Origin of the sequence: Microcystis aeruginosa NIES-4325, assembly GCF_008974145.1 — a bacterium.
In the GTDB taxonomy this organism is placed as follows: Bacteria; Cyanobacteriota; Cyanobacteriia; order Cyanobacteriales; family Microcystaceae; genus Microcystis; species Microcystis aeruginosa_G.
In genome coordinates this window covers 86,556-107,833 of record NZ_BJKP01000003.1, presented here as the reverse complement: position 1 = coordinate 107,833, position 21,278 = coordinate 86,556, and the positions used below count along the sequence as shown (strand labels likewise).

General features: G+C 42.4%; 23 protein-coding genes and 1 tRNA gene. 17 read left to right on the top strand and 7 right to left on the bottom strand.

The window, feature by feature from the left end; all coding sequences use genetic code 11:
• The first annotated feature begins 185 nt into the window (after positions 1-185).
• Together cysE and uvrA are read left to right on the top strand one after the other, a co-directional pair.
• The gene (gene cysE / locus MiAbW_RS02610) at positions 186-959 is read left to right on the top strand and encodes a serine O-acetyltransferase (RefSeq protein WP_151694804.1); all 774 of its coding nucleotides are present in this window, start codon (positions 186-188) and stop codon (positions 957-959) included.
• A 97-nt stretch (positions 960-1,056) separates the two neighbouring features.
• Complete coding sequence (gene uvrA / locus MiAbW_RS02605) at positions 1,057-3,969, top strand: excinuclease ABC subunit UvrA (RefSeq protein WP_151694803.1); 2,913 nt, start codon at positions 1,057-1,059, stop codon at positions 3,967-3,969.
• Here uvrA and MiAbW_RS02600 read toward each other — a convergent pair.
• Both MiAbW_RS02600 and MiAbW_RS02595 read right to left on the bottom strand, forming a co-directional pair.
• Complete coding sequence (locus tag MiAbW_RS02600; protein ID WP_151694802.1) at positions 3,926-4,702, bottom strand: class I SAM-dependent methyltransferase; 777 nt, start codon at positions 4,700-4,702, stop codon at positions 3,926-3,928. The two genes, uvrA and MiAbW_RS02600, sit on opposite strands and share 44 nt — an antisense overlap.
• Complete coding sequence (locus MiAbW_RS02595; protein WP_151694801.1) at positions 4,695-4,952, bottom strand: hypothetical protein; 258 nt, start codon at positions 4,950-4,952, stop codon at positions 4,695-4,697. The genes MiAbW_RS02600 and MiAbW_RS02595 overlap by 8 nt, the downstream gene beginning before the upstream one ends.
• A 212-nt stretch (positions 4,953-5,164) precedes the next feature.
• Between MiAbW_RS02595 and MiAbW_RS02590 the strand changes: the two genes are divergently transcribed.
• The 7 genes from MiAbW_RS02590 (at position 5,165) to MiAbW_RS02560 (ending at position 10,115) form a co-directional block, all read left to right on the top strand.
• On the top strand, positions 5,165-6,064 hold the full coding sequence (locus tag MiAbW_RS02590; RefSeq protein ID WP_151694800.1) for a lysophospholipid acyltransferase family protein: 900 nt from the start codon (positions 5,165-5,167) through the stop codon (positions 6,062-6,064).
• Positions 6,065-6,205: 141 nt separating this feature from the next.
• A complete protein-coding gene (gene fabG, locus MiAbW_RS02585) occupies positions 6,206-6,982 on the top strand; it encodes a 3-oxoacyl-[acyl-carrier-protein] reductase (RefSeq protein WP_002782849.1) in 777 nt (258 codons plus the stop codon).
• A gap of 114 nt (positions 6,983-7,096) precedes the next feature.
• Positions 7,097-7,864 (top strand): peptidase, encoded by a 768-nt coding sequence (locus tag MiAbW_RS02580; RefSeq protein ID WP_151694799.1) that lies wholly within the window; start codon positions 7,097-7,099, stop codon positions 7,862-7,864.
• A 31-nt stretch (positions 7,865-7,895) separates the two neighbouring features.
• On the top strand, positions 7,896-8,633 hold the full coding sequence (locus MiAbW_RS02575; protein ID WP_151694798.1) for a sulfite exporter TauE/SafE family protein: 738 nt from the start codon (positions 7,896-7,898) through the stop codon (positions 8,631-8,633).
• 119 nt (positions 8,634-8,752) lie between these two features.
• On the top strand, positions 8,753-9,172 hold the full coding sequence (locus tag MiAbW_RS02570; RefSeq protein WP_002766728.1) for a tetratricopeptide repeat protein: 420 nt from the start codon (positions 8,753-8,755) through the stop codon (positions 9,170-9,172).
• Positions 9,165-10,052 carry a M48 family metallopeptidase gene (locus tag MiAbW_RS02565; RefSeq protein WP_172967334.1) on the top strand — a complete coding sequence of 296 codons (888 nt, stop codon included), beginning with the start codon at positions 9,165-9,167 and terminating at the stop codon, positions 10,050-10,052. Before MiAbW_RS02570 ends, MiAbW_RS02565 begins: the two co-directional genes overlap by 8 nt.
• Positions 10,031-10,115 (top strand) — tRNA-Leu (locus MiAbW_RS02560). The genes MiAbW_RS02565 and MiAbW_RS02560 overlap by 22 nt, the downstream gene beginning before the upstream one ends.
• A 194-nt stretch (positions 10,116-10,309) precedes the next feature.
• Here the strand turns inward: MiAbW_RS02560 and MiAbW_RS02555 are convergent.
• Both MiAbW_RS02555 and MiAbW_RS02545 read right to left on the bottom strand, forming a co-directional pair.
• Positions 10,310-10,795, bottom strand: coding sequence for a hypothetical protein (locus tag MiAbW_RS02555; protein WP_151694796.1), 486 nt, complete (start codon positions 10,793-10,795; stop codon positions 10,310-10,312).
• A gap of 458 nt (positions 10,796-11,253) precedes the next feature.
• On the bottom strand, positions 11,254-11,838 hold the full coding sequence (locus MiAbW_RS02545; protein ID WP_151694794.1) for a hypothetical protein: 585 nt from the start codon (positions 11,836-11,838) through the stop codon (positions 11,254-11,256).
• Between the two features lie 496 nt (positions 11,839-12,334).
• Between MiAbW_RS02545 and MiAbW_RS02540 the strand changes: the two genes are divergently transcribed.
• From MiAbW_RS02540 to MiAbW_RS02530, 3 genes are all read left to right on the top strand, one after another.
• Complete coding sequence (locus tag MiAbW_RS02540) at positions 12,335-12,571, top strand: hypothetical protein (protein ID WP_151694793.1); 237 nt, start codon at positions 12,335-12,337, stop codon at positions 12,569-12,571.
• 6 nt (positions 12,572-12,577) lie between these two features.
• Complete coding sequence (locus MiAbW_RS02535) at positions 12,578-12,970, top strand: PIN domain-containing protein (protein WP_151694792.1); 393 nt, start codon at positions 12,578-12,580, stop codon at positions 12,968-12,970.
• A 185-nt stretch (positions 12,971-13,155) separates the two neighbouring features.
• The gene (locus MiAbW_RS02530) at positions 13,156-14,451 is read left to right on the top strand and encodes a DNA cytosine methyltransferase (protein WP_151694791.1); all 1,296 of its coding nucleotides are present in this window, start codon (positions 13,156-13,158) and stop codon (positions 14,449-14,451) included.
• Between the two features lie 133 nt (positions 14,452-14,584).
• Here the strand turns inward: MiAbW_RS02530 and MiAbW_RS02525 are convergent, their stop codons facing one another.
• The gene (locus MiAbW_RS02525) at positions 14,585-15,049 is read right to left on the bottom strand and encodes a hypothetical protein (protein WP_151694790.1); all 465 of its coding nucleotides are present in this window, start codon (positions 15,047-15,049) and stop codon (positions 14,585-14,587) included.
• 175 nt (positions 15,050-15,224) lie between these two features.
• On the opposite strand from MiAbW_RS02525, the gene MiAbW_RS02520 reads away from it, so the two are divergent.
• From MiAbW_RS02520 to MiAbW_RS02510, 3 genes are all read left to right on the top strand, one after another.
• Positions 15,225-16,694 (top strand): TldD/PmbA family protein, encoded by a 1,470-nt coding sequence (locus tag MiAbW_RS02520; protein ID WP_151694789.1) that lies wholly within the window; start codon positions 15,225-15,227, stop codon positions 16,692-16,694.
• Between the two features lie 2 nt (positions 16,695-16,696).
• Complete coding sequence (locus tag MiAbW_RS02515; RefSeq protein WP_151694788.1) at positions 16,697-17,242, top strand: DUF456 domain-containing protein; 546 nt, start codon at positions 16,697-16,699, stop codon at positions 17,240-17,242.
• A 109-nt stretch (positions 17,243-17,351) separates the two neighbouring features.
• Positions 17,352-18,695 carry a TldD/PmbA family protein gene (locus MiAbW_RS02510; RefSeq protein WP_151694787.1) on the top strand — a complete coding sequence of 448 codons (1,344 nt, stop codon included), beginning with the start codon at positions 17,352-17,354 and terminating at the stop codon, positions 18,693-18,695.
• A gap of 212 nt (positions 18,696-18,907) precedes the next feature.
• On the opposite strand, the gene MiAbW_RS02505 is transcribed toward MiAbW_RS02510, so the two are convergent.
• Both MiAbW_RS02505 and MiAbW_RS02500 read right to left on the bottom strand, forming a co-directional pair.
• Positions 18,908-19,639: a hypothetical protein gene (locus MiAbW_RS02505; RefSeq protein WP_151694786.1), complete on the bottom strand. Its 732-nt coding sequence runs from the start codon at positions 19,637-19,639 to the stop codon at positions 18,908-18,910.
• A gap of 111 nt (positions 19,640-19,750) precedes the next feature.
• Complete coding sequence (locus MiAbW_RS02500) at positions 19,751-20,188, bottom strand: DUF29 domain-containing protein (RefSeq protein WP_151694785.1); 438 nt, start codon at positions 20,186-20,188, stop codon at positions 19,751-19,753.
• 157 nt (positions 20,189-20,345) lie between these two features.
• Here MiAbW_RS02500 and MiAbW_RS02495 point away from each other — a divergent pair, with 157 nt between their 5' ends.
• Entirely contained in the window at positions 20,346-20,708 is a 363-nt protein-coding gene (locus MiAbW_RS02495) for a CopG family transcriptional regulator (RefSeq protein WP_151694784.1), read from the top strand.
• A complete protein-coding gene (locus MiAbW_RS02490; protein ID WP_151694783.1) occupies positions 20,698-21,144 on the top strand; it encodes a PIN domain-containing protein in 447 nt (148 codons plus the stop codon). Before MiAbW_RS02495 ends, MiAbW_RS02490 begins: the two co-directional genes overlap by 11 nt.
• Positions 21,145-21,278: the final 134 nt, after the last annotated feature.

Here is a 21,278-nt window from a genome sequence, read left to right as displayed (position 1 = left end):
CCAAACAATAGCATTTTTTCAGTACCAAGTTAAAGGAAGATTAAACAAGAGAGAAATTAAGGATATCTTCAAAATTTGGCCAAGGGCAGTAAAAGCGAACTAGGAAAACAGCTTACTCGATCGCTTTTTAGTTGAACGGCTCATTTACTGGAGTGATAACATGGTTTAGTATAAGCTCGATCAATATGGAATCAAGACTCGTGTTATCTACTCTCCTAGCCGATTTCAAGATCATTTTTGAACGTGACCCCGCTGCCCGTAACTGGTTAGAGGTACTATTTTGTTATCCCGGATTACAGGCTTTACTGTGCCATCGCTTCGCCCATTGGCTATATCACATCGGGATTCCCTTTATTCCCCGTTTAATTTCCCATCTTGCCCGTTTTTTCACTGGTATCGAAATTCACCCCGGCGCCCAAATTGGTCAGGGTGTTTTTATCGACCATGGCATGGGAGTTGTCATCGGAGAAACCGCCATTGTCGGTGATTATGCCCTCATCTATCAAGGAGTTACTTTAGGAGGGACGGGGAAAGAAAGCGGTAAACGTCACCCGACTCTAGGGGAAAATGTGGTCGTCGGCGCCGGGGCTAAGGTTTTAGGTAATATTTATCTGGGTAATAACGTTCGCGTCGGCGCTGGTTCTGTGGTCCTGCGCGATATTCCCGCCGATTGTACCGTTGTTGGTGTACCAGGTCGTTTAATCTATCGGGCTGGGACGCAGGTGCAACCCCTCGAACACGGTGATTTACCCGACTCGGAAGCGGTGGCTATTCGCGCTTTGGTGGACCGCATTGAACAACTGGAAAAACAAGTGTACGAATTGCAACTAGAACGGTCAAAAGAACCAGATTATCGGATTAATTGCCCAGTTTTAGCCCATTTAGAAGAAGAAGCGACTCATAGCTGTTGTCCTGGGTCCGATCGAGATATGCGCGAGTTTCTCGAACGGGCGGTTTAACCCCGAGAATCTTTTGATATGATAGAAGACTGGTTTTCTAGTAGCTGAAACCCATTCGTCAAAGCTATTATTGTTAAGGACTACTTGGCACCATCCGATGGCTCAAACTGACTCGATCCGTATCCGTGGCGCCCGACAACACAATCTCAAAAATGTTGATCTTGAATTACCCCGCAATCAGTTGATTGTTTTTACGGGAGTTTCAGGGTCGGGCAAATCTTCCCTCGCTTTCGACACTATTTTTGCCGAGGGACAGCGCCGCTATGTGGAGTCCCTCAGCGCCTACGCGCGTCAATTTTTAGGACAATTAGATAAACCCGATGTGGATGCGATCGAGGGTTTAAGTCCGGCTATTTCCATTGACCAAAAATCCACTTCCCACAATCCCCGTTCTAGTGTGGGAACTGTTACGGAAATTTACGATTACTTGCGTTTATTGTTCGGTCGTGCCGGTGAACCCCATTGTCCCCATTGCGATCGCAATATTGCCCCCCAAACCATCGATCAGATGTGCGATCGAGTGATGGAATTAGCCGATAAAACCCGATTTCAAATCTTAGCCCCAGTAATTCGCGGCAAAAAAGGCACTCATAAGCAATTAATCTCTAGTTTAGCCTCCCAAGGCTTTGCCCGGGTGCGGATTGACGGCAAGGTAGTAGAATTATCCGAGGAGATCGAGTTAGATAAAAAACATCTTCATGATATTGAAATTGTTATCGATCGCCTGATCAAAAAAGAGGGTTTACAGGAAAGATTAGTGGATTCTTTAACCACTTGTTTAAAGCATTCCGACGGTGTAGCGATTGTGGAAATTCTCGATGAGAATAACGAAGCTAATCCCGAAGTTACCAAAGAAATTGTCTTTTCCGAGAAATTTGCCTGTCCCGAACACGGGGCCGTTATGGAAGAATTATCCCCCCGTTTATTCTCTTTTAATTCTCCCTATGGTGCTTGTACCAACTGTCACGGATTAGGCAGTTTACGGAAATTTTCGGCAGATTTAGTCATTCCAGACCCGAAACAACCGGTTTATTCTGCTATTGCCCCCTGGTCAGATAAGGATAATTCCTACTATCTTTCTCTCCTCTACGGTTTAGGACAAGCTTTAGGTTTTGAAATTCAAACTCCTTGGCGGAAACTAACAAAAACCCAGCAAGATATCATTCTCTATGGTAGTAAAGAACCGATCTATTTTGAAGATGATTACCGTTACGATACTGGTCGCGGTTACTATCGAGAATTTGCGGGAGTTATCAATATTTTAGATAGGAATTATCAAGAAACCACCTCGGAAGTTATTAAACAAAGACTAGAAAAATATATTGTTAACCAAACCTGTGAAGTTTGCCACGGAAAAAGATTAAAACCAGAAGCTTTATCGGTACGTTTAGGAGAATATACGGTCACGGATTTTACCGGAGTTCCGATTCGGGATTGTTTGCAGAGAATTAATGATTGTCATTTAACCCCAAGACAAGCATTAATTGGAGAATTAGCTCTCAAAGAAATCAAAGCGAGACTACAATTTTTAATCGATGTGGGATTAGATTATCTTACCCTCGATCGACCAGCGATGACTTTATCTGGGGGAGAATCCCAACGAATTAGATTAGCCACTCAAATCGGTTCAGGATTAACGGGAGTATTATACGTTCTCGATGAACCTAGCATCGGATTACACCAAAGAGATAATAGTAAATTGTTAGAAACCCTGCAAAGATTGCGAGATTTAGGTAATACTTTAATTGTTGTCGAACACGATGAAGAAACGATTCGGGCAGCTGATTATTTGGTCGATATCGGTCCGAAAGCGGGGATTCATGGCGGAGAAATCATCTGTCAAGGCAGTTTTAAAAGTCTTTTAAAGTCCAAAAAATCGATAACAGGAGCCTACCTATCGGGACGCAAAGTTATTGAAACTCCTCCCCAAAGAAGGTCTGGGAATGGTAATGCTTTAGTCTTAAAAAATTGCCATCAAAATAACCTAAGAAATATTGATGTAACGATTCCTTTAGGAAAATTAGTCTCGATTACAGGAGTATCTGGTTCAGGCAAATCCACCCTAATTAATGAGTTATTATATCCAGCTTTACAACATCATTTAACCCGTTTAACTCCCTTCCCCAAAGAGTTAGATAAAGTGGAAGGATTGGACGCGGTTGACAAAGTAATTGTCATCGACCAATCACCGATAGGACGCACTCCTCGGTCAAATCCTGCCACCTATACGGGGGTTTTTGACATTATTCGCGAGATTTTCACCGAAACCATCGAAGCAAAAGCTAGAGGTTACAAAGCGGGGCAGTTTTCTTTTAATGTTAAGGGAGGACGCTGTGAAGCTTGCCTAGGCCAAGGGGTAAACGTGATCGAGATGAATTTTCTCCCCGATGTCTATGTGCAGTGTGATGTGTGTAAAGGGGCGCGTTATAATCGGGAAACCCTACAGGTTAAGTATAAAGGTTATTCGATCGCCGATGTCTTAGATATGACGATCGAGGAAGCATTAAAAGTCTTTGAAAATGTCCCCCGGGCCACCACCAGATTACAAACTCTCGTGGATGTGGGTTTAGGATACTGTAAACTCGGTCAAAGCGCCCCCACTTTATCCGGTGGGGAAGCGCAAAGGGTGAAATTAGCGGCCGAATTATCCCGACGGGCCACGGGAAAAACCCTATATTTGATCGATGAACCGACTACGGGGTTATCTTTTTATGATGTGCATCATCTCTTAGATGTGTTACAAAGATTGGTCGATAAGGGTAATTCGATTATCGTCATCGAACATAATCTCGACGTGATTCGCTGTAGCGATTGGATTATTGATTTGGGACCGGAAGGAGGGGACAAGGGGGGAGAATTAATCGCGGTGGGAACACCGGAAACCGTGGCTAAATGTGAAAAATCCTACACCGGTCATTATCTTGCCCAAGCATTACTTCAATATCCCCCAAAAAAGCGGGATAATATTAGGGAAGAAGACAGAGATAATAAAGCCAATGATCAAGATTAGTATTTAACTCTTGTTCGCTTTTAATTTCCTGACCGGTTTTCCAAGAATAAATTTTAATCTCTTGAAAGTAAGACCTTAACTGTCTTAATTGTTCTTTGGGGGTGGCGTAATAATTTTGCAGACGAAAATTATGGGGTTCATCTCGAATAATTGCATAGTCAGCAGTCAATAACTGTCTGTAGCTAAGAGAGGGATTACAGACCCGCAAAATCGCCCAGATGACTAAATTGACATAGCTACTAAAAGGATTCAAACTAATCTTTTTTTTCCAATCGAATTCTGGGATAATTCCCTGAAGATTATGACTAGAAAAACAAAAATAACCACCCGCTTTACCGAGGCGGCTAATTTCCTCTAAAACTAGAAAACGGTCAGCATGGGAAATATAATCAATGCCATTAAAACTAAAGAGAATAAAATCAAAATAATTATCGGCAAATTGTTCTAGATTTCTAGCATCGGCCACTTGCCAGACTAAATGGGGGAATTTTTGACGACAAGCGGCGATCATTTCCGCAGAATAATCAACACCGATATATTCTCCCACAAGAGGGGCAAAATACTTCGTAGTCCGTCCCGCACCTACCCCTAAATCAAGCATTTTCATCGTCGATAAACGCTCTTGCAGCCGGGTTAAAATTGTCCTTTCTGCTGGCTGTAGTGCGGTTAATTGGGCATAATAACCGACAATACTAGGGTCTCTATAGGTTTGCTGATTTTTATCCTTAATCATTCTCGATCGCTCTTTCCTCATAATCTGGCTGTTTTTCTCTTATTAATAATTCACCTTCCCAACCGCCAATTACTTCTTCAAAGAAGCCTTCTTGCCATTGGCTAAATGTGGTTTTTTCTTCTTGTTCTTTTAGAGATATTGGCTGATAAACTAAGGTTACTTCTAAATCTGTATTTTTAAGTTCAGGCGGTAAAGATATTTGTAATGTTCCATCTTCTCCTACATGGGTTTTAAAACTAATTGTTTTCATGGTTTCGGCTCAGGTTACTACTATCATAAGGATAGTATAATATGTCCTCATCTGACAAGGTGCGTCCCTTGCGATCTTTTAACCATAAAGACATCTTCACCCCAAACAGGTTCGACATCGCAGAATCATCAAGGAAAGCCGTTCTAAAACGATGGGTTTTTTAAGCGAAATTTGCGATAATAAGATGCGCTCAAATTATCCCCTTGGCATCAATGCAGATTTTTAGCTCTTTTGTCTCATCTACGGTCACTTTTGCCGAATTATCCCTACAAGCAGCCAAGGCCCCTGTTGATACCCTCACCGGTTGGTCATTAGAGGATCGGGATCCGCAAGTGATCGAAAAATTTGTCCCCCTTCTGGATTGGTTTTATCACCATTATTTTCGCGTTAAAACCGATGGTTGGGAAAATATTCCCCCCTCAGGACAAGTATTATTCATCGGCTCCCATAACGGCGGTTTAGCGGCTCCCGATATGTTTATGATGATGTATGATTGGTTTCAACGCTTTGGCAGCGATCGCTTAATCTATGGTTTGATGGATTCGCGAGTCTGGCGAGTTTTTCCACCCCAAGCTAGTCTAGCAGCCCAAATGGGGGCCGTTCATGCACATCCGAAAATGGCGATCGCTGCTTTGAATAGTGGTGCTAGTGTACTAATTTATCCAGGAGGTGCTACGGATGTTTTCCGTCCCCACAGTTTAAGAAATAAAATTCATTTTGCCGGTAATCTAGCTTTTGTTAAACTAGCTTTACAGTACGAAGTGCCGATTATTCCCGCCATTTCCCACGGCGCTCACTCGACCCTGTTTGTCCTCGAAGATATTTATCCTCAATTAAAAGAATTGCATAAACAGGGTATGCCTTGGCCTTTCGGTATTGACCCCGGGACTTGTCCCATCTATTTCGGTTTACCCTGGGGACTAGCTATCGGTCCCTTGCCGAATATTCCCTTACCTGTGCCGATACATACGCGGGTTTGTCCCCCGATTATTTTTGAACGTTACGGCAAAAAAGCAGCCCGGGACCGCCGTTATGTACGGGAATGTTATGAGAAAGTCTGTTATTTGATGCAGCAACAACTCGATCAATTAGTGGCGGCCAATTCTCCCTGATACTATAGAGGAAAGTGGGTACAGAGCGATCGCGATTGAGGATGGCTGCGGTCAGATTAACCCGCTTGTGAGATAATTAAGTGTTTTGAGCAAAGTTATCAGTACAAAGTTTTCTCTTGAGATTTGACGATTATTTGGGGAATGCAGAAAATTATGAAACTATTACCCGCAGAATGCCAGCATTTACAAGACAAAGTAGCCATAGTAACCGGCGCCTCGCGAGGGATCGGTAAAGCGATCGCCTTGGAATTAGCCAGCCAGGGTGCTACTGTAGTGGTGAACTATGCTAAATCTAGCAGTGCTGCCGATGCCGTTGTTGAAGAAATTACCGCAGCTGGGGGAAAGGCAATAGCTCTACAAGCAGATGTGGCTAAAAGCGAAGAAGTGGATAATTTAGTAGATAGTACCAAGGAAAAATTCGGTCATATTGATGTCTTAGTTAATAATGCCGGCATTACCCGGGATACCCTAATGTTAAGAATGAAATTAGAAGACTGGCAAGCGGTCATCGATCTCAATTTAACCGGGGTTTTTCTCTGCACTCGCGCCGTCAGTAAATTGATGTTAAAACAGAAAAGCGGCCGCATAATTAACATTACTTCTGTATCCGGTTTGATGGGTAATCCGGGTCAATCTAATTACAGCGCCGCTAAAGCCGGTGTTATCGGTTTAACGAAAACTTTAGCCAAAGAATTTGCCAGTCGAGGCATCACTGTTAATGCCGTGGCCCCCGGCTTTATTGAAACCGATATGACTCATGACCTCAAAGCAGATGAAATTCTCAAATATATCCCCCTCTCCCGTTATGGAAAACCAGAAGAAGTCGCCGGAATGGTGCGTTTTTTAGCCGCCGATCCCGCCGCCATTTATATCACTGGTCAAGTCTTTAACGTCGATGGTGGAATGGTTATGGCTTGATTCAGTTATCAGTTATCAGTTATCAGTTATCAGATTAAAGTTTTAAGCTTTAAATGATATTATTCACCGATCACTCTTCACTAATTACTGTTTACTGTTTACTGATAACTGAAAATGACTTACTGTTTAGGAATTATCAATCGTTTTGGCATTGTTATGGGGGCGGATTCTCGCACGAATGCGGGAGTCGATTATATCTCGGCCTATCGGAAATTATTTGACTTTTCGGTGTCGGGAGAAAGAGTAATTATGGTCTGCACATCGGGGAATTTATCGATTAGCCAAGGAGTGATTCACGAACTAAAAAGAGATCTGCACAATCAAGAGGATAAAAATCTCCATTCTCTGAATCATCTCTACGATATTGCCCACTATATCGGTGATAAAAGTCGTCAAGTACAAGCTAGGGAAAGAACTTGGCTAGAAAAAGATAGTATTGATTTCCAATGTAACTTTATTCTTGGGGGACAAATTAAAGGAGAAGACCAGCAATTATTCCTGATTTATCCCCAGGGAAATCATATTCAAGCCACCAAAGAAACGCCCTTTTTACAGATAGGTGAAACTAAATACGGTAAACCGATTCTCGATCGCACTATTACCTATGATACACCCCTAGAGGAAATGGCAAAATGTGCCTTACTTTCCATCGATTCGACCATGAAATCGAATATTTCCGTTGGTCCACCTATCTATTTGAGTATGTATGAAGCTAATAGCCTAAGCCTACGTCATAAGTTACAATTGCGACTAGGAGATCCCTACCTAGCTAAAATGCGGAAACTCTGGGAGGATTACGTCCGGCAAGCTTTCGAGGCTATGCCCAATGTGGAATGGCATTATACCGATGAAGATCCCAAAGAAGATATCATAATAGATTAAGTAACTCTTTTTAACTTAACTTTACAACTCGATGATCATTGTTACCTTGATGTTGGCAGGTAGTCTAGCTTGGTTTTTTAGTAGCCTTGCTGGTGGCGGCAGTCCTCTGATTCTACTCCCCGTTTTAGGTTGGTTTCTCGATGCTGCCGTCATTCCTCCAGTTTTAACCACGGGGATGCTACTCGGTAACGTCCAACGCATGGGAATGTATTGGCGCGTCATTGACTGGCCCTCGACGGTATGGTATCTACCCGGGGCAATTATCGGATCTACCCTCGGCGCTTTTGTCTTTGCCCATTTACAATTCAAATGGTTGCCGCTAGTTTTGGGAATTTTTCTGGTTTTATCCTCGCTTAAACAATTATTTCCCCAACAAGAAAATTCTTTTTTTGAGATTAAAACTTGGTATTTTATGCCATCGGGATTTATCTACGCTTTCCTGTCGGGATTAGTCGGTAGTACCGGCCCGATGATGAACCTGTTTTATATTAACTATGGGCTAGTTAAAGAACCAATGGTGGCAACGAAATCCGTTCACATGGTAGTAGTTCATGTGGCCAAATTAATCGCCTACGGAGCCTTTGGAGTTTTACATCTGCCCTTTCTCGGTTACGGTTTATTATTAGGATTAGCGGCCTGGCCGGGCAATTGGTTAGGACAAAAAGTTTTAGAAAGAATGAGTACCCAACAATTTAAACAAGCAGTGATGTTATTCGTTTCGATGAGTGGCCTATTGATGATCTGGCGAGAACGGGGCATCGTCTTTTAAAATTTTGCTTACAAAGGGACAAATTTTGCTAAAATATTAGATAAAGGTAAATTGTATTAACTCCGTGTAATACACCGATAACCGTTAAATTTGCTCCTTGATTAACCCCGCCACTGAAAATGACAGAAACCGCCAATTTTACCCTCGAACAAGGTTTAGAACGCTACCAACAGGGAGAAAGTGCCGCCAGTTTATTGCCGGAATTTAAACAATTAAGCGATCGCAGTCCGAAAAATGCCGCCGTTTGGTCCTGTTTAGCTTGGTTATATATGCTCACCGATAAACCAGAATTAGCCCTAAAAGCCGCCCAAAAAGCCGTTAAACTCGATAAAGTTTCCCCCCAAAACCGGATCAATTTGGTTTTGGCTATGTTAGAAACCAAAACCGCCGGAGTTAGGGAACATATCGAACTGGTGCAACAATTAGTTAGTTTAAACAAAGAAGTTCGCCAAGAAGTGGATGAAAATATCGCCGATGGTTTAGCTAGAAAACCCGATTGGAAAAGTTTAGAACGCGTCAAAGCTTGGTTAAATGAATAAGAATATGGAATTATCAAAACAGTTATTACTCGGCTTAAAAGCCAATGATTTTCGCCATCCTATCGACCTAGAGGCCACTAATTCCCTTAAACAACTGCCCGGTTTAGATATAGCCGTGAGAAGTTTATTAGGTTCCGTCGCTGAGGAATTCTTTTACTTAAATAATATTGCTGCTAGTGTTTTGGTGGGGGAAAAACAATTACCCGACCTGCATAATCTCCTCCTAGAAGCTTGCCGAGTTCTCGACTTAGAACCACCTCAATTATACATTCAACAAAACCCCGTTCCTAACGCCTATACCTTCGCCATGCGCGGCAAAAAACCGTTTATGGTGATGCACACTTCCCTAATTGAAATGCTGACTCCCGCAGAAATTCAAGCGGTAATGGCCCACGAATTAGGACATCTCAAATGTGAACACGGCGTTTATCTGACTTTAGCCAATATTATGGTTCTAGCGGCGGGATTACTACCCAATTGGGGGACAATGTTAGCACGATCCCTACAGGAGAGAATGTTAGCATGGGTGCGCTGCGCCGAGTTTAGTTGCGATCGAGCGGCTTTATTGGCAGTTCAAGACCCCAAAATCGTCATGTCGGTGTTAATGAAGTTAGCCGGAGGTTCCCCCAGTCTCGCACCTTTATTAAATTTAGAGGCTTTTATCGATCAGGCCAAGTCCTACGATGCCGTCAGCGTCTCGGAAATGGGCGAAATGTTAAAGGGTTTGCAAACCCAACAGTTAACCCATCCCCTCCCCGTCCTGCGCGCGCGAGAAATCGATCGTTGGGCCAGTTCCCCCGATTATCAAAATTTGTTAAAGGGGCCAAAAATGGGTTATAATGATAAAACTAATGCCAAGGGCGAATGGCGAAATTGGTAGACGCACCACACTCAAAATGTGGCGAGGCAGCCCCTCATGTCGGTTCGAGTCCGACTCCGCCCATTAGATATAACAACGGTTTCAGCCTTTCTCTTGTAACGAGACTGTACTCTTTACTCCACTATCATACAAGATTCGTACAAGGATAAGAGATAGAAATTGGCGATCGTCCTAATGTCTGATATGCCGATTGAACACAACCCACTAGGGAGTCTTCCAGTGAGGAGGTTCATTGATTTGATTCAATTCAGGAGTTTTCACTTCTCACATACCATGTTCCATGCTTTCTTATAACCTAAGAAGTAAGCACGAATTAAATCAGAACCAAAACCACGCTGAGTATATTGGTCTACCATATTTACTCCATAATCGTCATTGCTACTTTTAAGCTTTTGCATATCTTTATCAAATACTTGAACTGATGTTATTGTCGCCCAGTGTTTACAATCAGTTATCCATTCTTTTTGAAACCATTGTTGTTTCTTATTCGAGAAACTATAAGTATCGTACTTGAGAAAAGTTTTAGAATTTCCGTAATAAGTCACTCCTCGTCCGAAGGATATTTTTTGAATCTCTACCAAATCCAGAGAACTTGAATCGAGCATTATTTTCACGTCTCTATCTTGTCTGATAGGTATCCAAGAATTTTGAGATAAAGCTAGTCCTGTGCAAGTAAGCAAGGGACTAGAAAAACTTATGAGCTTTAGAAATATAGATTTGTGAATACAATTTACATTAGGCATATTTATTGATCAACTTTAACTATTGACTATTAGTTTACGATCTTAGCCTACCCAATAATAAGGAGACAATTAACAGTGAGAATACATAAAATTTCTATTCAAATGAAAAGAAGCTGCGTTAGGTTAGACTAAAACATCAAAAATATTTAATTTTACTGTGGTGTAATCTGCTTTAATATGACGGAAGAAGAAATCAAAATGGTGTAAACAAGGGATTTGACAATGCCAATTCAAGCCTGAATTGGCGCAAACTTACTGGTAAAACCCGGTAATCCCATCGGAAAAGGCAATTAAAATCCCTTTTTTTTGGGAATTTTATCCTTAAAAATCACAATTAACCTTAGTTTTCCTGTTTCGACTGTTTTAATTTTTTCAACCATTCAGCCCGTTCTCGATAATTCATGTAAGATTTAGAGCCAGCTTTTATAACGTCACTCGCATCTTCAGATAAATATTTTTCATTCAAAGAAGTTTGCTGGTCCGTATCGCTGTTGGATTCTGTCCCAAAACTGTTTTGCCCCTTGTTTAGTAAACCTGAAAGCATAGCCTTCCTCTCCTGGTGCTAGTGTGACCCAATTGACACCCTCCATCATAACCTGCTTTTCATAATAGGGGATCGCTTCTGAGACAGAGTGCAGCAAAATCAAAGTTTCATGACAATCCCCAGTACAGAGCGACAGTGCTATATTGACTACATACCAGATTAACCATAATCCCACTGGCTTGTAAGATGTCTGTTTATCAATTCTTTCTAGATAATCGATGAATATATACTCTGGAGACTTATTTTTAAGTTCTTCAAGGTCTTCGATAGAATCGTTAAATGCCGAAAGATGAACTAAACCTAAACACTTTCCATTAAGTGTCAGTTTAACTATTGCCTGATACTGAAAATCGGCTTTTTCCCAGAAAGACTCCCAATAGAATTCGCACTCTCCTCGTTTTAATGAGGGCATATCATCTTGAGTTGCTTCTGTTAATTCAGCTTGTCCAATAGAACCGGAGTGATCTTGAAGGGTGACTTGATAACGAGGTAATGGCATCTACAGGATTATTCTGGAGGATATACTTCTATTGTCTCACTCTCGTGTAAGAGTTGCGCCGATTCAAGTCTAAATTGCATCACTGTCTGATTTATCTTCATAGAATACTCCATTCGGGGTACAGGGTAAGCGCATCTTAACAATCCTTGATAAAATTAACTTCTGTGGGTTGCTTGCCCACGATTCAGGCATATTTGAGTAGAATTTGCCGTCTCAATTGTTAAGTAACAATCGACCAAATGAATCGAATTTGTAACTATTCTGATTGCCTAGTATCACTTTAAATTCTTATAGGCAGGTGTATCACAAAATTGGTCAATTGTCAATAGCGTTTGAGATGCGCTCACCCTTTAATAAAGAATAGTTTCAATGCCAATCCGCTGGCCTTTGAGCCGAAGATTATTAGCGGCAAGAAAATTATAACAGCACAGAACTGTTGGGATTAAGCAAGGTTTGTTATAATTGAGCTTACAGACAGTCGATCAAGAGAAACAATATGTTAAATGCAGTGGAATTTAAAGCCAAAATCAAACAAGGTATTATCGAAATTCCCGAAGAATACCAACAGGACTTGAGGGAAGACAGCGAAGTTCAAGTTATTGTGATCAAACAAACGACGACTAGAACGAATTCAGAACTCAAAAATAAGGAAATTATCGATGATTTAACCGAAAATCCCGTTAAATTCTCTGGATTTATCTCTCGTGATGAAATTTATAATCGCCAATCGTAAATAAAAATGTTAACCAGCTTTATTGATACTAACATTTGGCTTTATCGGTTCTTTGAGGATCAACGAATAGAAGTTTTGGAAAGAGAAAGAAAGCACATTATTGCCACTTCTATTACTGAAGAATCAAACTTGATTATTAGCACTCAAGTTATTAATGAAATCTCCGTTAATTTGCTTAGAAAAGCTAATTTTCAGGAAGAGAGGATTAGCTCTATCAATCGAGAGCTTTACAATCGTTGTCGAGTGGTGGAATTTAACTTAACAATTCTTGAATCCGCTTCTAATCTTCGTACTCAATACAGTTTTTCTTTTTGGGATAGTTTAATTGTAGCTAGTGCCTTAGCATCCGATGCTAGTATTCTTTACTCTGAAGATATGCAGGATGGGTTAATAATATAGCGGTAAGCGATTGAGTGAGATACAGACTAAGCTTTGCCTAGCATGGTTTATAGCTCGTGACACTGTACCTCATACGACTGCACACCGCTATATCCAATCAACTAACTTTAATTAATCCCTTTCGATCGAGTTGATTATCAGTGTGATATTATTAAATTACTCATTCAATCAATCAATCAATAGTGATGAATAGGCAACAAAAGCGAGTTTTATCCCTATTTTCTGGCTGCGGGGGAATGGACTTAGGATTAGAGGGAGGTTTTTGGGTACACCAAGACTGTGTTAATGAAAATATTCATCAAGATTGGATAGTAGAAAGACGGGAACCATGGCTAAAACTTCAACGCACTACGTTTGAAACTGTCTTTGCTAATGATATAACTAAAGCTGCCCATAATGCTTGGATTCCCTACTTTGAAAAAAGGGGTAAAAAGAATGTATTTCACTTGGGGAGTATTGTAGATTTAGTCAAACAAGCAGAAAAAGGAGAGTTTCAGTTTCCCAGTAATATTGATGTAGTAACGGGAGGTTTTCCCTGTCAAGATTTTAGTGTTTCAGGAAAAAGAAAGGGGTTTAATTCTCACAAAAGTCACACGGGGAAACTGCTAGACGAGAGTGAAGATAGTTTTCAGGATAATCGCGGGAAACTCTATTATTGGATGAAGAGAGTTATTGAATTAACCTTACCTAAAGTTTTTATTGCTGAAAATGTCAAAGGTTTAATCTCTTTGGCTAATGTTAAAGATATAATTGAAGATGATTTTAGTGCCATTGGTAAAGATGGATATATAGTTATTCCTAAACTTCTCTTTGCTCCCGATTACGGAATTCCCCAAACGAGGGAAAGAATTATCTTTATCGGTTTAAATAAAACCTATTTAAAAGCGACAGCGATAGGACATCTACAAAATCGTGATATTTTTCCACATCCAACCCATCAAGTTATTAGGCATCAATTAAATCTGTTTGAGTCAATATATCCTCTTAAAACTTACAGTACAGTTGGTCAGATATTATCAGGTTTAGCAGAACCGGAAGATGAGTTATTTGACCTCTCACAAAAAAGCTATTCAAAAGCTAAACATTATGGCAAAACTCAGGGACAAATCGAGGTTAATTTACAGGGTTTAGGTCCGACTATTCGCTCGGAACATCACGGCAATATTGAATTTAGGAGATTATCTTTAGAATTAGGGGGAAAGATAGTTAATGAGTTAGCAGCAGGGTTAAAAATGAGACGTTTAACTGTGCGGGAATGTGCGAGAATACAGACTTTTCCCGATGATTTTCAATTTGTGCGTCCACAAAACAAGGGAGATAGAAAATATTCACTTTCGGCTACGGAGGGTTACAAACTAATTGGTAATGCTGTCCCACCCTTGCTTGCTTACCACATTGCTAGACATCTAGAACATGAATGGGATTATTTGTTTGAAGATATATATTCAGTCAGCAAAAATTTATGTGTAGCATTGCCTTAATAAATAAAAATCATCTCCTGACGACCGACTCCTCAAAATCCCAACTTTACACCTCACCCTTAAGATAACTACTATAACCTGAGTTCGGAATCAGGGAAAATTGCAAAATTTCCCTAACCCGAACTCACCTTGATTACAAAACCTTATGGGTGTGAGAATGTTGTTTGACGTTATCCTCCGTCCGCACCACATGAACAGCATTTAAGATGCGTTTTTTCTCTAGGGAAAAGTTTAAATCGTCTTTTTGGCCGCCCAAGGGGATTAACCCTTGCAGGTGGGGTTGATTTTTATAGGTGCGAGTGGCCGCAATCGCCCTTTCGACAAAATTCTCGCATAATTGTACATTATCGGGAAAATTACTGGGTATTTGGGGATTATCGTCCTGAAATACCTCTCCCAAAGCCATGGCGCGGGCAAATTCGTAGGAAGTGGGAATTCCTTTGACAATTGCCTCTAGGGCTGCCGAGGGAATCGGTTCTAACACCGCCACTTTTTCTAATTCTCCCTCCCGTTTAAGAAAACAAATCGCTAAACCGAATACACAATAATCATCTTTTGTCAAGTCAGAAATGTTTAAGAATTGTGTCGCTGTGGCCATTATTTTGATCCTGAGTCGCTCTTTACTTTAATCTTGCGGGTGATCAGCGATCGAATCAAGGTTTTTATTAAGAGATATGAATGAGAAAAATTTAGCCGGGTTAGACCGCCCCAAGACGCAAAAAACTGAGAACTGTTAGACTAGAAACCAGCAGATTAACTGATAAACGAGCTTTATGTCACCCACCCTACTCATCTCCAAAGAACTCCCCACCCTGAAATATAATCCTAGTCTGGAGCGCTTTGATAGCTCTTGGGCGGCCCCTTTGTCCACTCTTCTGGGACTGGGACGGGCTGCCGGGGCGACTTTTATCGAATTTTTCCTCGAAAGAGTCAACTATATCAGTTGTTTAGCCGAAGATGACAGCATCACCAGTCTCTCACCGAAACTATCTACAGGGGCAGGAATCCGCCTTTTTCGCGGGAAAGCCGATTGTTATGTCAGTACCAACGATTTAAGCTTCCAAGGCTTAAAAAATGCCCTAGAAAAAGGTTTATCGATTCTCGGTTTAAACCTACCCAGTCCTAACGCGTATATTCCCGAAATCAATCTGGAAATGTTCCGGGATTATGCCACGGTCAAAAATAAAGATATTTGGCTGAATAATTGCAGTTCTTTGCGAGAAATGGGTGATATTCTCCTAGCTGCTAACGTTCAACTCAATCAGAAAGCCTCTCACGTCCAATCTCGTCGCGCCGCTTATTTTCGCGATTGGCAAGAAATTTTAGTTGCCGCTAGTGACGGCACTTTTGCCCGGGATATTCGCCTCACCCAATCCGTGGGCTATAATCTCCTCTGTGCCGATGGGACTAATCGTTCTAGCATTGGTAAACGGGTGGGTAATACCAGTAATCCCGATTTTCTGCGGACGTGGAATGCCGAGGAATCAGCGGCAGAAGTGGCCGAATCGGCGGGGAAAAAGCTTTACGCTGACTATGTAGAATCCGGCAGTTATCCCATCGTCATGGCCAATGAATTTGGCGGCGTTATCTTCCACGAAGCCTGCGGCCATTTGCTAGAAACTACGCAAATTGAGCAAAAAACCACGCCCTTTCTCGATCAAAAAGGCGAAAAAATCGCCCACGAAAACCTGACGGCTTGGGACGAAGGATTATCCGATAAAGCTTTCGGTACTATCGATATGGACGATGAGGGAATGCCGGCCCAGCGTACTCTCCTCATTGAAAATGGTATCCTAAAAAACTTCATTGCCGATCGCACTGGTTCAATTAAAACCGGCCATCCCCGCACAGGTAGCGGTCGCCGTCAAAACTACACCTATGCGGCCGCTAGTCGGATGCGGAATACCTACATCGCTCCCGGTGAATATACCCTCGATAATCTCTTTAATTCCATCGATAAAGGCATTTATTGCAAAAAAATGGGCGGTGGTAGTGTGGGGGCGACCGGTGAATTTAATTTCGCTGTCGAGGAAGCTTATCTTATCGAAAACGGCAACCTGACTAAACCCCTGAAAGGCGCAACTTTAATCGGTTCAGCCAAGGAGATTATGAATAAAATCTCCATGTGTTCCCAAGATTTAGGTCTAGCGGCCGGTTTTTGCGGTTCCGTCAGTGGTAGCGTTTATGTCACCGTTGGTCAACCCCATTTAAAAGTCGATTCTATTACCGTTGGCGGTCGTTAATCATGGCTTTAGTGATTCTCTACTATTTCCTCATTGCCATCATGATAGTGGGGATAATTGGCGAACTGCTACCCGCTATCCCCGGCATGAGTTTGATTTTAATCGCCATGCTGGTGTGGGGTTTCGTCACCAAATTCGCGGGGATGGGGGTCGCTTTAACCGTGGCCTTTGTTGTCCTTCTCCTCAGTCTGGGGGTGGAATTCCTCGCTAGTTATCTCGGTGCCCAAAAAGTTGGGGCGAGCAATTGGAGTCAAATCGGGCTAGTAGTGGGTTTATTAGCGGGAATATTCGGGCTTTTACCGGCTTTACCTATTGGCGGCCCGATTATCGGCTTATTTGTCGGTCCTGTGGTGGGGGCTTTTTTGGGAGAATACGCCTATCGTCGCGATTTGGAATTAACTCCCCGTTTGCAACAATCCCTAAAAGTCTGTGTTGGTATTGTCGTCGGTACGGTTATCGGCCACGTTGCCAAAGCTATGCTGGCCACGGCTGCCGTTATTGTCTTTATTGTCACCACCTGGCCGCATCTCTCTTCAGTTATCAGTTAGAAGATGTTGAATGTTGGGATTTTATTTGAAATTTCCCCATTCCCCCACTTCCCTATCACCCTATCACCCTATCCCCCTATCACCTATCCTCCAACACCAAAAAAAATCTATGCCAAAAGTCGAAGATATCGCCCAAATCGCTAATTCTAGCGCCCAAGCTTTAGGAATTGCTAAATACGACATCTATGGTTCCTCTGTGGATGAAACCGATGTGGATGTGTTTCAAGGGGAACCCAAACAGGTACAAGCTTCCAATCGTTCCAGCGTTATCGTTCGCGTCTGGAATCAGGATAATCAAGTCGGTGTCACCTCGACCACCGATGTGGACCCGGTGGGACTGCAATTAGCCCTGAAAACCGCCCAAGAAGCCAGCTTTTTTGGGGTTAAGGAAAATGTCCCCGATTTTAGTCCCGCTGCCACCGCACCTACCACAGAAGTGGCCAGCGAAATGTCTAATCAAGCACCTGTGTCCACTCTTATCGATAAGTTATTGGCCGCCGAAAAATCCTTACTATCAGCCCATCCAGCTATTGCCAGTGTTCCCTATAACGGTTTGGGACAACAGCAGGTCAGACGTTTTTATCTCAATAGCGACGGGGCAATGCGTCAGGAAGCGCGTAGTTATGCCAGCGTGTATTTATACACCAAAACCGAACAGGAAGGCAAAAAACCCCGCAGCGCCGGTGCTTTTCGGGTGAGTCCGGGCTTGGAAAAATTAGATATCGATGGTTGCATCGAGGAAGCGATTAGCAAAACTGTTAGCCATCTGGACTATCAACCGATTACCACGGGTAAATATTTAGTGGTTTTTGCCCCCCGCGCCTTTTTGAGTCTAATGGGAGCATTTTCTAATCTGTTTAATGCCCAAAATGTCCTTGATAAACAGAGTCTTTCTACTCCTGAATCTTTGGGAACACAAATCGCCGCTACTGCCTTAAATTTGTGCGATGATGCTCTCCATCCGGCTAATATTTCCGCAGAAACTTTTGATAGTGAAGGCACTCCCACCCGTCGTGTGGAATTAATTAAAGAGGGTATTTTGAGTAATTTTCTTCATAGCACGATTACCGCTAAACGGATGAATACAGAACCGACTGGTAACGGTAACATTGGCGCAAAAGTAACGGTTAGTCCCCATTTTTATCACGTTTTTGCTAGTGCTAATCAACCAAAGAGCTATTCTTTGGAAACAGCAGAAAATGTGGTTTTAATTGATAGTTTACAGGCACTTCACGCGGGAGTTAATTCTCTACAAGGTTCCTTCTCTTTGCCCTTTGACGGTTGGTTAGTTAACAAAAATGAGCGCATTAGCATCGATTCCGCTACCGTAGCTGGGGATATTTTAACACTGCTGAAATCGATTGTTTATCTGGAACCGGAAGCAGTTATTACTCCCAGTGGTGTTTGTCCCTACGTTTGGGTAGAGGGTTTATCAATCACAGGAGAAGCTTAACACTATACCAGACCAAAAATAGGGGGTATTAATCAGGGTAATACCCCCGCCAGATGGATGCTAATTTTATAGTCGTGGGTAAGGAGTGGTAAGTGCTGGGGTTCCAGAGAGGAAGTTTGAACATTATCAAGTCATTCAATTCTGTGGAGATAACAGCTTTTAGAAAGTCGAACTTAATTTTCCCATCAAAATTAGGCTCGTCCTTTCCACTATCATAGCCTTTTTTTCAGGCACAGCAAACCCGAACCCATAACGAGGATAGCCATTGTCAGGGATGGTTCAGGAATGGCAGGGTTATCGATACTGAGAGTATTAATGCCAATGGCGCGGTTATTAAAATCACTACTAAATTCAATGCGGCTAATCTCGGCCAAAGCACTTTTTACCCCCAGAAAAATGGCAGAATTATCCAATGCTGTAGAAGATGTACCATTGACACTAAAACTATCCAAAAGATTGTCATTAATATCAAATGCTTTGATAGTACCAACAAAGTTCGGCTCATCATCCACAGCGATTTGCGCTCCAGCAGCCCTAACCGGTTGCGCAAAGCTAATCGAAATCGGGCCAGGGTTGCCCGGAGCGGGAAATATACCAAACTGCAGCCCCGTAAACAAGAGAAAATCACCGTTAGCAAAGTTAGTCGGGATGCCCTGCGGAATAGGAGCCGTTTTAAAGACAAAAGGCGGTGTAATCGGCGGATTTATCGGATTAATATCTACATCTAAGCCCAATCCTCCAGCGGAGGTACCGGAAAAGGAAAAACCGAGAAAATCAGCGAAATTAGGGTTAAAAGGGTTTAAAACCTTACCAAGACTCGACCAATCGATGGAATCATTACCCTTGAGGTCGGCACGATTAGTTACCAAGCTAACCGCAAAGCTGGGGCCGATAAGGGATAAAGAGAGAGAAACTGCAATAGTGGTAGATGTTAAGATTCTCATCCAGAAAATATCCTTAATTTGACTGCCTGATATTATATTCCTCTTTTTTTACCCTAAAATTTAAGTTTTAATAAGTATGAGGGTGGGGCCATCAGTTTTTATAATTAAGAACTATTTTTCTGCTGGGAGAAACCAATTATCATCTAATGTTTGTTCGAGGGATATATGAGCGTCTGAATTGAGGGAAAAAAGCTGATAAACCGATTTAATTGCCACTGGATAAACTTTATCATACATAGCCGCTAATTCTGGCCGTAAGCTGGGACTATCTTCTAAACGATGCTGAATTTGGGCGCAAAAATTGACTATTTCTGCCGCCCAATGATTACCTGACCGCTTTTTTTCTTCTTGCCAATAAGCCAGCTTTAAAAGATGTTCGATAAGACGGGTTAACAGACTCATTAAAGCTCGTCTATCACTTTTTCCCATACTCTCGATTTCTTCAATTAAATTATCCCAATCCACCTGCTCAAAATTACGCTCTTGTAACTGTTTTACCGTCTCTTTTAGCCATTGATTATAATCAGTTTCGTAGGCAGTTGACGACATAATTTAACTCTCCATAGAAAATTACTTAGTAGATTAAGAAAGGTTAATGGGTGTATCCATTGATAGATAGGGGTTTTCGGTTTTAATAGTATATGCGCACTAAGCAGATTCAGATATATAAAAAAACTGGTGATTACGATTCACGACGCTTATAGTAATGTATAATGTGATGTATATACTTGAACCGGCTATGGTCAGCAAAATCCGCAAGCAAATTTATATCGAAGCCGAGCAGAATAATTTACTGAAAGAGAAAGCCCGACAGACGGGACTGAGTGAGGCCGAGATCATCCGACAGGCGATCGACCGACACATAATTTCCGTCAACGTCTCGACTCTTCGGCGTAGCTCAGAGGCCACTTCGCTCGACGTTGACCCTTCGGCTTCGCTCAGGGTCAACTCTCTCACCCCGAGCTTGAGCGCTTGGGAGCGAGAAAAGGCCTTTATCGCCGGTCTCGAAAACCGCCCATCACAACCGGGTAAAAGGGATTGGCGAAGGGAGGATCTCTATGAACGATAGAGTCCTGCTCGATACCAATATTCTGGTCTATCTCTACGATATCGCCGAGAAAAGCAAACGGGAACGGGCATTAACCGTTGTCGATGACCTGATCCGCACCACCCGCGCTGTCATCAGTCCGCAGGTGATGGGAGAATTCTTTCAGGCCGTCACCCGCAGCCGTCGCCCCCTGCTAACCCACGAAGAAGCTCTGGCCCGCATCCGTCAATATCTAATAGCCTGTGAGGTAGTTCCGATCACCGAGTTGATCGTTCTGGAAGCCACCCGTGGAGTAGAAAGTTACCGGTTTTCCTACTGGGATGCCCAGATCTGGGCGACCGCTCGCTTAAATCAAATCACCACGGTCTATAGCGAGGATTTTAATTCCGGGGCTACCATTGAGGGAATTCATTTCGTCAACCCCCTGAACGATGGCGGCAGACTTTCTTTTCGGTAAGATAGCTGTAGTTTCGCCAAGATTCCCAAGAAGGCGAGGGCGGCGGCTTCTTAACGAAGGCAGGAGGCGGTCGGCCGTTTTTGTAACGGGGATTTATGCCCCGCTCCCAAAACTTTTCGCCTTAAAGCGAGGTT

What these genes read in the sequence shown, in the direction of transcription:
- cysE (WP_151694804.1), top strand. Translation starts at nt 186, where the DNA reads ATGGAATCAAGACTCGTGTTATCTACTCTCCTAGCCGATTTCAAGATC.
- uvrA (WP_151694803.1), top strand. Translation starts at nt 1,057, where the DNA reads ATGGCTCAAACTGACTCGATCCGTATCCGTGGCGCCCGACAACACAAT.
- MiAbW_RS02600 (WP_151694802.1), bottom strand. Translation starts at nt 4,702, where the DNA reads ATGATTAAGGATAAAAATCAGCAAACCTATAGAGACCCTAGTATTGTC.
- MiAbW_RS02595 (WP_151694801.1), bottom strand. Translation starts at nt 4,952, where the DNA reads ATGAAAACAATTAGTTTTAAAACCCATGTAGGAGAAGATGGAACATTA.
- MiAbW_RS02590 (WP_151694800.1), top strand. Translation starts at nt 5,165, where the DNA reads ATGCAGATTTTTAGCTCTTTTGTCTCATCTACGGTCACTTTTGCCGAA.
- fabG (WP_002782849.1), top strand. Translation starts at nt 6,206, where the DNA reads ATGCAGAAAATTATGAAACTATTACCCGCAGAATGCCAGCATTTACAA.
- MiAbW_RS02580 (WP_151694799.1), top strand. Translation starts at nt 7,097, where the DNA reads ATGACTTACTGTTTAGGAATTATCAATCGTTTTGGCATTGTTATGGGG.
- MiAbW_RS02575 (WP_151694798.1), top strand. Translation starts at nt 7,896, where the DNA reads ATGATCATTGTTACCTTGATGTTGGCAGGTAGTCTAGCTTGGTTTTTT.
- MiAbW_RS02570 (WP_002766728.1), top strand. Translation starts at nt 8,753, where the DNA reads ATGACAGAAACCGCCAATTTTACCCTCGAACAAGGTTTAGAACGCTAC.
- MiAbW_RS02565 (WP_172967334.1), top strand. Translation starts at nt 9,165, where the DNA reads ATGAATAAGAATATGGAATTATCAAAACAGTTATTACTCGGCTTAAAA.
- MiAbW_RS02555 (WP_151694796.1), bottom strand. Translation starts at nt 10,795, where the DNA reads ATGCCTAATGTAAATTGTATTCACAAATCTATATTTCTAAAGCTCATA.
- MiAbW_RS02545 (WP_151694794.1), bottom strand. Translation starts at nt 11,838, where the DNA reads ATGCCATTACCTCGTTATCAAGTCACCCTTCAAGATCACTCCGGTTCT.
- MiAbW_RS02540 (WP_151694793.1), top strand. Translation starts at nt 12,335, where the DNA reads ATGTTAAATGCAGTGGAATTTAAAGCCAAAATCAAACAAGGTATTATC.
- MiAbW_RS02535 (WP_151694792.1), top strand. Translation starts at nt 12,578, where the DNA reads ATGTTAACCAGCTTTATTGATACTAACATTTGGCTTTATCGGTTCTTT.
- MiAbW_RS02530 (WP_151694791.1), top strand. Translation starts at nt 13,156, where the DNA reads ATGAATAGGCAACAAAAGCGAGTTTTATCCCTATTTTCTGGCTGCGGG.
- MiAbW_RS02525 (WP_151694790.1), bottom strand. Translation starts at nt 15,049, where the DNA reads ATGGCCACAGCGACACAATTCTTAAACATTTCTGACTTGACAAAAGAT.
- MiAbW_RS02520 (WP_151694789.1), top strand. Translation starts at nt 15,225, where the DNA reads ATGTCACCCACCCTACTCATCTCCAAAGAACTCCCCACCCTGAAATAT.
- MiAbW_RS02515 (WP_151694788.1), top strand. Translation starts at nt 16,697, where the DNA reads ATGGCTTTAGTGATTCTCTACTATTTCCTCATTGCCATCATGATAGTG.
- MiAbW_RS02510 (WP_151694787.1), top strand. Translation starts at nt 17,352, where the DNA reads ATGCCAAAAGTCGAAGATATCGCCCAAATCGCTAATTCTAGCGCCCAA.
- MiAbW_RS02505 (WP_151694786.1), bottom strand. Translation starts at nt 19,639, where the DNA reads ATGAGAATCTTAACATCTACCACTATTGCAGTTTCTCTCTCTTTATCC.
- MiAbW_RS02500 (WP_151694785.1), bottom strand. Translation starts at nt 20,188, where the DNA reads ATGTCGTCAACTGCCTACGAAACTGATTATAATCAATGGCTAAAAGAG.
- MiAbW_RS02495 (WP_151694784.1), top strand. Translation starts at nt 20,346, where the DNA reads ATGTATAATGTGATGTATATACTTGAACCGGCTATGGTCAGCAAAATC.
- MiAbW_RS02490 (WP_151694783.1), top strand. Translation starts at nt 20,698, where the DNA reads ATGAACGATAGAGTCCTGCTCGATACCAATATTCTGGTCTATCTCTAC.